General features: G+C 72.5%; 9 protein-coding genes. 7 read left to right on the forward strand and 2 right to left on the reverse strand.

Annotated elements, in window-relative coordinates; all coding sequences use genetic code 11:
* Positions 1-63: 63 nt before the first annotated feature.
* On the reverse strand, positions 64-822 hold the full coding sequence (locus CCN42_RS30825; RefSeq protein WP_086740548.1) for an SDR family NAD(P)-dependent oxidoreductase: 759 nt from the start codon (positions 820-822) through the stop codon (positions 64-66).
* A 384-nt stretch (positions 823-1,206) separates the two neighbouring features.
* Here CCN42_RS30825 and CCN42_RS30830 point away from each other — a divergent pair, with 384 nt between their 5' ends.
* From CCN42_RS30830 to CCN42_RS30845, 4 genes are all read left to right on the forward strand, one after another.
* Entirely contained in the window at positions 1,207-2,871 is a 1,665-nt protein-coding gene (locus CCN42_RS30830) for an FAD-binding oxidoreductase (protein ID WP_086740550.1), read from the forward strand.
* Between the two features lie 77 nt (positions 2,872-2,948).
* Positions 2,949-4,223 (forward strand): GNAT family N-acetyltransferase, encoded by a 1,275-nt coding sequence (locus CCN42_RS30835; protein ID WP_086740552.1) that lies wholly within the window; start codon positions 2,949-2,951, stop codon positions 4,221-4,223.
* A 54-nt stretch (positions 4,224-4,277) separates the two neighbouring features.
* Positions 4,278-4,874, forward strand: a complete 597-nt coding sequence (locus CCN42_RS30840; RefSeq protein ID WP_086170367.1) for a TetR/AcrR family transcriptional regulator — start codon at positions 4,278-4,280, stop codon at positions 4,872-4,874.
* 125 nt (positions 4,875-4,999) lie between these two features.
* Positions 5,000-6,217 (forward strand): MFS transporter, encoded by a 1,218-nt coding sequence (locus CCN42_RS30845; RefSeq protein ID WP_086740554.1) that lies wholly within the window; start codon positions 5,000-5,002, stop codon positions 6,215-6,217.
* Positions 6,218-6,325: 108 nt separating this feature from the next.
* On the opposite strand, the gene CCN42_RS30850 is transcribed toward CCN42_RS30845, so the two are convergent.
* Positions 6,326-7,306: a ScbA/BarX family gamma-butyrolactone biosynthesis protein gene (locus tag CCN42_RS30850; RefSeq protein ID WP_086740556.1), complete on the reverse strand. Its 981-nt coding sequence runs from the start codon at positions 7,304-7,306 to the stop codon at positions 6,326-6,328.
* Between the two features lie 113 nt (positions 7,307-7,419).
* Here CCN42_RS30850 and CCN42_RS30855 point away from each other — a divergent pair, with 113 nt between their 5' ends.
* The 3 genes from CCN42_RS30855 to CCN42_RS30865 form a co-directional block, all read left to right on the forward strand.
* Positions 7,420-8,043, forward strand: a complete 624-nt coding sequence (locus CCN42_RS30855; protein ID WP_086740558.1) for a ScbR family autoregulator-binding transcription factor — start codon at positions 7,420-7,422, stop codon at positions 8,041-8,043.
* Positions 8,040-8,894, forward strand: coding sequence for an NAD(P)H-binding protein (locus CCN42_RS30860; protein ID WP_086740560.1), 855 nt, complete (start codon positions 8,040-8,042; stop codon positions 8,892-8,894). The genes CCN42_RS30855 and CCN42_RS30860 overlap by 4 nt, the downstream gene beginning before the upstream one ends.
* A 60-nt stretch (positions 8,895-8,954) precedes the next feature.
* On the forward strand, positions 8,955-9,634 hold a 680-nt coding region (locus CCN42_RS30865; RefSeq protein ID WP_245877537.1), incomplete at its 3' end, for an SDR family NAD(P)-dependent oxidoreductase.

The raw sequence follows: 9,634 nt of genomic DNA on the forward strand, positions 1-9,634 counted from the left end.
CGGCGGGCCCGGCCGGGGCGGAGATCCGGGGCGGATCCGGGAGCCTGGCCGGGCGACCGCGGTTCAGAGGTTGGAGCCCCCGTCCACCGCCACGGACGCGCCGGTGACGAACGCGGCCTCGGGCGCCACCAGGTACGCGACGGTGTGGGCGATCTCGTCGGCGCGCCCGTACCGGCCGAAGACGTTCTGCGAGCGCTGGTACTCCGCGGAGGGGCCGTCCGCCGGGTTCATGTCGGTGTCGATGGAGCCGGGGGCGACCTCGTTGACGGTGATGCCGCGCGGCCCGAGGTCCCGGGCGAGACCCAGGGTGAGCCCGTGGACGGCGGCCTTGCTCATGGCGTACGCCGTCATGCCGGGACCGGGGACGTGACGGGCCAGGCAGCTGCTGATGTTGACGATCCGGCCCCCCTCGCCCATGTGCCGGGCGGCGGCCTGCGCGGTGAGGAAGGCGCCCCGGGTGTTCACGTCGAGGGTGCGGTCCAGGACCTCCAGCGGCGTGTCCTCCAGCGCCGGCATCGACATGTCCATGTATCCGGCGTTGTTGACGAGGATGTCGATGCGCCCGAACTCGCGGGCGACCGCGTCCACCGCCGTGCGGATGGCCTCCGGGTCGGTGGCGTCGGCGGCCACCGCCAGGGCGCGCACGCCGCCCGCCCGGGCGATCTCCTCGGCGACGGCCTCCGCCTGCTCCTTGTTCCTCGCGAAGGTCAGCGCCACGTCGGCTCCCTGCGCGGCGAGGCGACGGGATATCGCCGCTCCGATACCTCGGTTTCCTCCGGTGACCAGAGCCGTCCTGCCCACGAGATTCCTGACGATGTCCATGCGCTCAGACCCGTTTCTCTGAAGTGTCGGGGTGAAGGGTGAAGGGTGAAGGCTGCGAAGGGGAATCACCACGGCGGTCCGGAAGGACCCCCGGTGTGCCCCGACCATAGGAGCGGCCCGGAAGAGGCCTCAAGGAAACGCCGCCCGCGGCGGCGTTTTCTACCCGACCCGGTAGGGGTGAGTAGCGGGCGACTACTCACGTCATCAGTGGAATTCGGCCGGGGACGGTTCTAGCGTCGTGCCGTGCCCCGCCCGGCCGTCTCAGGCCGGCGGCCTCTCGACGGCCGCGGAACCGGCGCTGGCCCCCGACGCCCGGTCACGGCGTATCGACCGCTCTTCCCCAGCCTCACCCAGCCCAGCCTCATCCAGCCAAGAGGTGGAACCATGTCATCTGCACGTCCAGGCCGCCGGTCCGTCCTGGCAGGCGGTGCCGCCCTCGCCGGTACCGCGGCGCTGACCGCCGCCGCGCCGTCGGCCGTCGCGGCCGGCCCGCGCCCCGGCGACGCCGCCGGCGCCCGGGTCTCCTCCGTGGACCCCCGCTACGAGCTGCTGACCACCGGCATCAACAAGCGCTTCGTGGCCCGTCCCGAGTACATCAAGATGATCCGCTCCTCGGCCGACGCGGCCAGAGCCCTGCGCGACGCCTTCCGCGCGGGCAAACGCGTGTCGGTGCGCAGCGGCGGGCACTGCGTCGCGGACTTCACCTGCAACCCCGAGGTCGAGGTCATCCTGGACTTCTCGGAGATGACCGACGTCGGCTACGACCCGAGGTTCCGCGCCTTCTACGTCGACGCGGGGGCCCGCCTCTACAACGTGTACGAGGCGCTGTACAAGGGCTGGGGCGTCACCATCCCCGGCGGTGTGTGCCACAGCGTCGGCGCCGGCGGGCATGTGTCGGGCGGCGGCTACGGGATGCTCTCGCGCGCCTACGGCCTGGTCGTCGACCACCTCTACGCGGTGGAGGTCGTGGTCGTGGACGAGCGCGGCAGGGTGCGCACGGTGATCGCGACCCGCGAGGAGGACGATCCGCACCGCGACCTGTGGTGGGCGCACACGGGCGGCGGCGGGGGCAACTTCGGCCTGGCGACCCGGTACTGGTTCCGCTCGCCGGACGCCACGGGCAGCCGGCCCGGCGACCAGCTCGTCAACCCGCCCGCACGGGTGTGGACGAGCGCCCTCGACTTCCCCTGGGAGCAGCTCGACGAGGCGTCCTTCGCCCGGCTGATGAGGAACTTCGGCGCCTGGCACGAGCGGCACGGCGGCCCGGACGACGTGTACCGCCACCTGAGCAGCCTGTTCAACGTCAACGCCAAGGCGTTCGGCCGGCTCAGCCTCTTCACGCAGATCGACGCGACGATCCCCGACTCCCGCGCGCTGCTCGACGCGTACCTCGCGGAGCTGCTGGACGGGACCGGCATCGAGCCGGTGCCGATGGAGCGGCCCAGCGGTGAACTGGCCGCGATGCCCAACCAGTTCCGTCCGACGGAGCTGCCGTGGCTGGCCGCCGCGCGGATGCTGGGGGCGCCGGACCCGGTGGGTGCCAACCCGATCGCCCGGGTGGGGCTCAAGTCGGCGTACTTCCGCAAGAACTTCACCGACCGGCAGATCGCGTCCCTGTACCGGTTCCTGGCCGATCCGGAGCTGGACAACCCGGACACCACCCTGGTGCTGCTCTCCTTCGGCGGCCGGATCAACTCGGTGGCGCCGGACGCGACCGCCAGTGCGCAGCGCGACTCGGTCTTCAAGGTGATCTTCCAGAACATCTGGTCCGACCCGAAGGACGACGCCCGCTACATGCGGTGGATCCGCGACTGGTACGAGGACGTCTTCGCCGAGACCCAGGGGGTTCCCGAGCTCGACGGCGTGACCGACGGCTGCTACATCAACTACCCCGACCCGGACATGGCCGACCCGCGCCACAACCGGTCGGACCTGCCCTGGCACGCGCTCTTCTACAAGGGCAACTACCGCAGGCTCCAGCGGATCAAGGGCCGTTGGGACCCGTCGAACTACTTCCGCCATTCGCTCTCCGTCACGACAGCGCCCTGAAGCACCGCGGGGGAGCCGGTGCGGCCGGTGCGGCCGGCCGTACCGGCTCCCCCGCGGGGACCGGAGGTTGAGCAGCAATGACCGATTCAGCGGTGATCGACATACGGGCCGTCACCGAGGACGACCTGCCCGCCTGGACCCGCACCTGGGGCAACGGGTATCTGCGCCCCTACACCGAGCACAGCGTCGACGCCATCCGGGCGACCGCCCGCCAGGACCGGCTCATCGGTGCCTTCGACATGGACCGGTGCGTGGGCACCTACCGCAGCACCCCCCAGGAGCTGACCGTGCCGGGCGGTGCGGTGCTGCCCGTGTCGGCCGTGTCCAAGGTCAGCGTCGCGGGCACGCACCGCCGGCGCGGCCTGCTGAGCAGGATGGTGGCGACGGACCTCCGGGGCGCCTTCGAGCGCGGTGAGCCGCTCGCCGTCCTGGACGCCGCCCAGTACCCGCTGTACGGGCGGTACGGGTTCGGGCCCGCGACGGCCATGGCCTGGTTCGAGATCGACGTGCACCGCGCGCGGCTGGATCCGGGACGCACCGCGGACGTCTCCGGGGTGCTCCAGGTGGACGCCCGGGAGTACCTGAAGGCGGCCCCGGCGGTCTACGAGCGGCTGCGCGCCGTCCAGCACGGGGCGCTGCGCCGGGACGAGCAGTGGTGGCTGGACGCCACCGGGCAGCGTCCGGAGGGCGCCGCCGAGCGGCCCGAGCCGTTCTTCGCCCTCCACATCGACCCGGACACCGGTGAGGCCGACGGACTGCTGTGCTTCAGCGCGGAGGAGACCTGGGGGAGCATGCTGCCCCGCTCGCCGCTGTGGATCCGGGACCTCGTCGCGGTGTCCCCGCGCGCGGAGGCGGCCCTGCTGCGGTACGCGGTGACGGTCGACTGGGTGGCCACCGTGCACCTGCCCTACCGCGCCCCGGACACGCTGCTCCCGCTGTGGCTCGGTGATCCGAGGGCGGCGCGGATCAGCGCCCTGAGCGACTACATGTGGCTGCGGGTGCTGGACACGCCCCGGGCCCTGTCGGCCCGTACCTACGGCGTCGAGGGCGGCCTGGTGCTGGAGGTGACCGACGCGGCCGGTTACGCCGCGGGCAGATGGTCGCTGGAGGGCGGGCCGGACGGGGCGTCCTGCGCGCGCACCGGGCGCGCCCCGGACCTGCGGATCGATGTGCGGGACCTGAGCGCGCTGTACCTCGGCGACGACTCGGCCACCCGGCTGGCGGCGCTCGGCGGCACCGAGGAGCTGCGTCCGGGCGCGCTGGCCCGGGCGGACGCGATGTTCCGCACGGGGCGGCGCCCGTGGTCGCCGCGCGCCGTCCTGGGGCGGCGCTATCAGGCGGGCGCTCCGTGACCGTCCTCAGCAGACTATTGGACCAGCCGATCCAAAACATGCTAGGCTCGGGACATGGCCCGACCGAGGAGCTTCGACGAGGAGCGGGCCCTGGACGCGGCGATGCGCACGTTCTGGGAGAAGGGCTACGAGGCCACCTCCACGCAGGATCTGTGCGAGGCCACGGGTCTGGGGCGCAGCAGCATCTACAACACGTTCAAGAGCAAGCACGACCTCTTCGAGCGGGCGCTGGCTCGCTACATCGACACCATGACCAGCGCTCAGCTGGCCGTCCTGGAGGATGGCCGGCTCAGCGCGGCGGAGCGCGTCCGCGCCCTGCTCGCCATGGTCGTCGAAGGGGAGACGGAGCATCGCGCGGGCGGTCGCAGCCTAGGCTGTCTGACCGTGAACACCACGGTGGAGCTGTCGGCCCGGGACGCCCGGGCGGCGGCGATGCTGGAGCGGGACACCGCCCGCCGGCTGGCCGCCCTGCGCGCGGTGCTGGAGGAGGGCCGGCGGGACGGGAGCATCACCTCCGCCCGGGACCCCGGCGCGCTGGCCCGCTTCGTCAACGCGGCGATCGGCGGGATGCGGATCTCCAGTCAGGGCGGCGCCGACCGCGCCGCGCTGGAGTCGATCGCCGACGTCACCCTGGACGCCCTGACCGGCTGACGGCGGCGCTGCCCGCGCCGGGCGGCGGCTCCGTACGCCCAAGTTTTGAACCGATCTATCCATAACGAGACCGACGTGGTCCGGCGCGCCAACCGCCGGACAGCACACCCGAAGGAGACCGAACCGTGCCTCGCGCCGTATACGTCCTGGCACTCGGCATCTTCGCCATGGTGACCAGCGAGTTCGTGGTCGCCGGGCTGATGCCGCAGATGGCCGACGGCCTGAACGCGACGATCCCGCAGATCGGATACCTCATCACCGCCTTCGCCGTGGCCATGGCGGCCGGCGGGCCCTTCCTCACCATCGCCGTCATGAAGTTCCCGCCCCGCACCGCCCTGATGGTGCTGTTCGCCATCTTCCTGGCGGGCAACGTGCTGGCCGCCACCGCGACCGGCTACGGGACGATGATGGCCGCGCGCATCATCACCGGCATCGCCTCCCAGGCGTTCTTCGGCGTGGGCATCTCCATGTGCGCCCAGCTCACCCGCCCCGAGGTGCGCGGCCGGGCGATCGCGGTGGCCATGAACGGCCTGATGCTCGGCACCCTGCTGGGCCTGCCCATCTCCACCCTCGTCGGCGAGCGCTTCGGCTGGCGCGCGGCGTTCTGGACCATCACCCTGATCACCGTGATCGCCGCCGTGGCCACCCTGTTCGGCGTGCCCCGCATCGAGCGCGCCGAGGGCGGCGGCAGCTTCCGCGAGGAGGTCGGCGTCTTCCGCAAGCCCAAGCTGTGGCTGGTGCTGTCCACCAGCACGCTCATCATCGGTGCCACCTTCTCCGCGTTCAGCTACTTCAACCCGATCCTCACCGAGGTCACCGGCTTCTCCACCGGCACCGTCCCGCTGCTGCTGATCGCCTACGGTGCCGCCACCGTCATCGGCAACAACGTCGTCGGCCGCTTCGCCGACGGCCACACCGTCCCGGTGCTCGCCGTCGGCCTGGTCCTCAACACCGTCTTCCTGGCCGGGTTCGCGCTCCTGGCCGACCTGCCCGTCCCCGCGGTCATCTGCATGATGGGCATCGGCCTGGTCGGCGTCACGATGAACCCGGCGATGGCGACCCGCGTGCAGCGCACCGGCAACGCCGGCCCGCTGGTCAACACGGTCCACTCCTCCTTCATCACCCTCGGCATCATCCTCGGCTCCTCCATCGGCGCCGTCGTCATCGAGGCGTGGGGCCTGCGCGCGCCGCTCTGGCTCGGTGCCGTCATGGCCGTCGTCGGCCTGGCCACCGTCCTGCCCGATCTGGGCCGCCGGTCCGCCCCGGCGGCGACCGTCCGGCCCGAGGCGGCCGTCGCGGCCGCGCCCACCGGCGCGCCCGCCAAGCAGACCGAGCAGGTCTGAGCCCGCGCACGAGACAAGGGCGGCCGGCATCCAGCCGGCCGCCCCGTCGTGTGTGCGCAGCCCCACGGGGCACGGCCCGCCGTCCGCCGGCGGGCCGTGGTCGTGTCGTCAAACGCCCGGCAGACGGGAGTCCGGCCACTCGCCCTGAGGATGTTGCGGGCCGCCCGTGTCCAGCGTGACCGCGCAGTCGAACAGCTCGTGGCCGTCCTGCGTGCCGGTCACGGACAGGGTCGGCCGCCCGGCTGCGTCCCTGCCGGTCTCCCTGGCCTCGATCCAGGCGGGCGCGTCCAGTTCCGCGTACCGGAGGAACCGGGTCTCCATCCCCGTCACGACGGCGGACGGCCGGCCGTCGACGACGTGGGCCGCCTGCCGGGCGGCCTCCAGCAGCAGCATGCCGGGCACATGGTCGACCGGGTGGTCGAAGAGCGCCCGGTGCCCGGTGTCCACCCTCAACTGCCAGCGCCGGGCCGAGCCGGTGGGGGCGAGGACGACGTCGGCGGACCGGTCGCGGCCCGCCGGGCCGGCGGGTATCGCGGGCGGCACGGGGATCGGCCGGACGGCGGCCGGGTCGGCGTGCGAGCCGCGCAGTCGCCGGTAGACGGCGGGGGCCTGGACGGTGAAGCGGCTCTCGGCGGTGGCCAGCGGCATCCCGTCCCGCAGGATCTCGTAGTCCAGCGCGAGGACCACCACGCTCCCGCGGCGGTGCACCACCTCGCGCGCGGAAACGTGCAGTTCGATGCCGGCCGGCGATCCGTCGGCCCACAGGGCCGCCGGGTTCAGCCGCCAGGCGTAGGTGTCCCAGACCAGGTGGTGCCCGAAGGGGACGTCGTAGGCGTGGTGCGACAGCAGGGGGAAGGACTGGCGGACGGTCTCGCTGAGGAGGAGGGGGTCGTGGCGTCCGCCGCGCACGGCGTAGAAGGGGTGATCTCCCGGCCAGCCGGCGGTGACGACGAAACAGTTGTCCGCGAGGCGCCGCCACCCCGTCAGGAGCACCTGGTCGGCGTTGAGCTTGTGGACGGACCGCTGCGCGACTCGGCGCGTCCCGGCGGCGGCATCGATGGTTAACGGCTTGGTCAACGTCACTCCCATGGGACAGAAGGTGACCGAACGAGGCCCGTCTCGGGCGGTAACTGGACTGCCGCGGCAGCCGCATGTAAACCTAAAGGACGTTCTTTTTGTTGTCGAGGATGGCTGATCAGACGATGACCCGACCGACCCAGGAGAGGGCTCTGCGCACCCGCGAAGCACTGCTGCGGGCAGGAGCCGAAGTGTTCGACGAGTGCGGATACGCGGGGGCGGGCATCAACCGCATCCTCGGACGAGCCGAGGTCACCGCAGGCGCTCTCTACTTCCACTTCAAGTCCAAGGAGGGCCTGGCCCGCGCCGTCATGAGCGCCCAGCCCGCCGTGATCGAGCCGAGGCTGAACTCCCGCGGACTCCAGCGTCTGGTCGACATCACCTTGGTGTGGGCGCACGAACTCCAGGTGAACGCCCTGCTCCGCGCGGGTGTCCGGCTCTCGGTCGAACAGGGCAGCTTCGGGCTGCGGGACGCCTCCTCCTACCTGGGCTGGAAGGAGATAATGGCGGAGTGCCTGCACACGGCCGTCGACGAGGACGAACTGCTGCCCACGACACGGCCCGACGACATCGCGGAGTTCCTGGTCGGCGCGTGTACCGGCGTCCAGCTGTACTCCCAGCTGATCAGCGACCGCGCCGATCTGCCACGCCGTACGGTCGTCATGTGGCGGATGCTGCTGCCCGGCATCGCCCGCCCCGAGACCATCGCGCGGATCGACCTCGATGTCACGAGAGGCAGGGCCCGGTGAGACTGCGGATCGCCGTCGCGGGAGCCACCGGAACCGTCGGACGCCGGCTGGCCGGACTGCTGGGTGCCGACCACGAGGTGCTCTCGCTGACGAGGTCACCGGAACAGGCCGCCCGGCTCGGTGTCCAAGGGCGCCTGGTACAGGCCGACTTCGGCTGCCGAGCCGGTCTGGAGCGCGTCCTCGAAGGAGCCGACGCCCTGTTCGTCGCCACCTTCGATCCCGTACGGCCGTGCCACGACGAGCACCTCGCCGACGCGGCCGGGCAGGCGGGGGTGCGCCACGTCGTCAAGCTGTCCGCGCTCGCCGTCACCGACACCGGCGCACAGGACCTGATCACCCGCTGGCAGCGCGACTGCGAGCAGGTCTGGCGGGCCGCGGGGCCGGCCTGGACGTTCCTGCGGGCGCGCGCCTTCATGTCCAACTGCCTGGCCTGGGCGGACGCCATCCGCGCCGGCGACCCGGTGAGCACCCTGTACGGGGACGCCCCGAACGCCTGCGTCGACCCCGCCGACCTGGCCGAGGTCGCCGCCCGCGCCCTCACCGGACCCGGCCATCACGGCCGGGCGTACGCACTGACGGGCCCCCGCGCCCTCTCGGCGCGCGAGCAGGTGGCCCACCTGGCCGACCTGCTGGGGCGCCCGCTGCGGCACGAGGCGCTGACGGAGGAGGAGGCCCTGGCGCACTGGCGCGCCCGGTACCCGGAGTCCGTCGCCCGGGCACTGCTGGAGAGCGCCAGGCGCCAGGACGCCGGGGCGAAGGCCTCCGTCACCCGGGACGTGGAGCGCGTGACCGGCCGCCCCGCGACGCCGTTCGAGGCATGGGCCCGCACACATCTGACCCGGTTCCGCTGAGCGCCGCCCATCCGCCTCGGAAACGTTCGGACCCCTCGAGGAGAAGAGGACGACACCCACATGCTCCTGGACGGCAAGACCATCATGATCACGGGCTGCTCCAGCGGCATCGGAGCCGCCGCCGCCCGGCTGTTCGCCGCGGAGGGCGCCCGTGTCGTGCTGATGGCACGGCGTGAGCAGCGACTGCGCGAACTGGCGGAGGAGATCGAGGAGAACGGCGGATCCGCCCTGCCGGTGCCGGGCGACGTCACCCGTGAGCAGGACGTCGCCCGGACCGTGGACACGGCGGTGCGCCGGTTCGGCCGGCTGGACGGGGCGTTCAACAACGCCGGCTGGGCCTGTGTGGGCAAGCTGCTCCACGAGACCGATCAGGCCGACTACGAGCGCGTCATGGACGTGAACGTGCGCGGCGTGTGGAACTGCCTGCGGCGGCAGATACCGGCGATGCTCGCCGACGGGCAGGGCGGTTCCATCGTGAACACCTCCAGTGTGGCGGGAGTGCTGGCGCCGGGCTCGGGCGCGCCGTACGTGGCCGCGAAGCACGCGGTGCTGGGACTGACCCGGGCCGCCGCGGCCGACTACGGCGAGCGCGGCATCCGGGTCAACGCCCTGGTGGTGGGCAGCGTCAGGACCGAGCTGATGGACGAAGTGCTCGGCGAAGACCCGCAGCTGGAGGAGCCGTTCGTACGCCGCGCCCCCCAGCGGCGGATGGCGGCACCCCGCGAGGTCGCCGAGGCCGC

It is taken from the genome of Streptomyces glaucescens (assembly GCF_002154375.1).
GTDB lineage: Bacteria > Actinomycetota > Actinomycetes > Streptomycetales > Streptomycetaceae > Streptomyces > Streptomyces glaucescens.

Coding starts and splice junctions, on each gene's coding strand:
- CCN42_RS30825 (WP_086740548.1), bottom strand. CDS start 822: ATGGACATCGTCAGGAATCTCGTGGGCAGGACGGCTCTGGTCACCGGA.
- CCN42_RS30830 (WP_086740550.1), top strand. CDS start 1,207: ATGTCATCTGCACGTCCAGGCCGCCGGTCCGTCCTGGCAGGCGGTGCC.
- CCN42_RS30835 (WP_086740552.1), top strand. CDS start 2,949: ATGACCGATTCAGCGGTGATCGACATACGGGCCGTCACCGAGGACGAC.
- CCN42_RS30855 (WP_086740558.1), top strand. CDS start 7,420: ATGACCCGACCGACCCAGGAGAGGGCTCTGCGCACCCGCGAAGCACTG.
- CCN42_RS30850 (WP_086740556.1), bottom strand. CDS start 7,306: ATGGGAGTGACGTTGACCAAGCCGTTAACCATCGATGCCGCCGCCGGG.
- CCN42_RS30840 (WP_086170367.1), top strand. CDS start 4,278: ATGGCCCGACCGAGGAGCTTCGACGAGGAGCGGGCCCTGGACGCGGCG.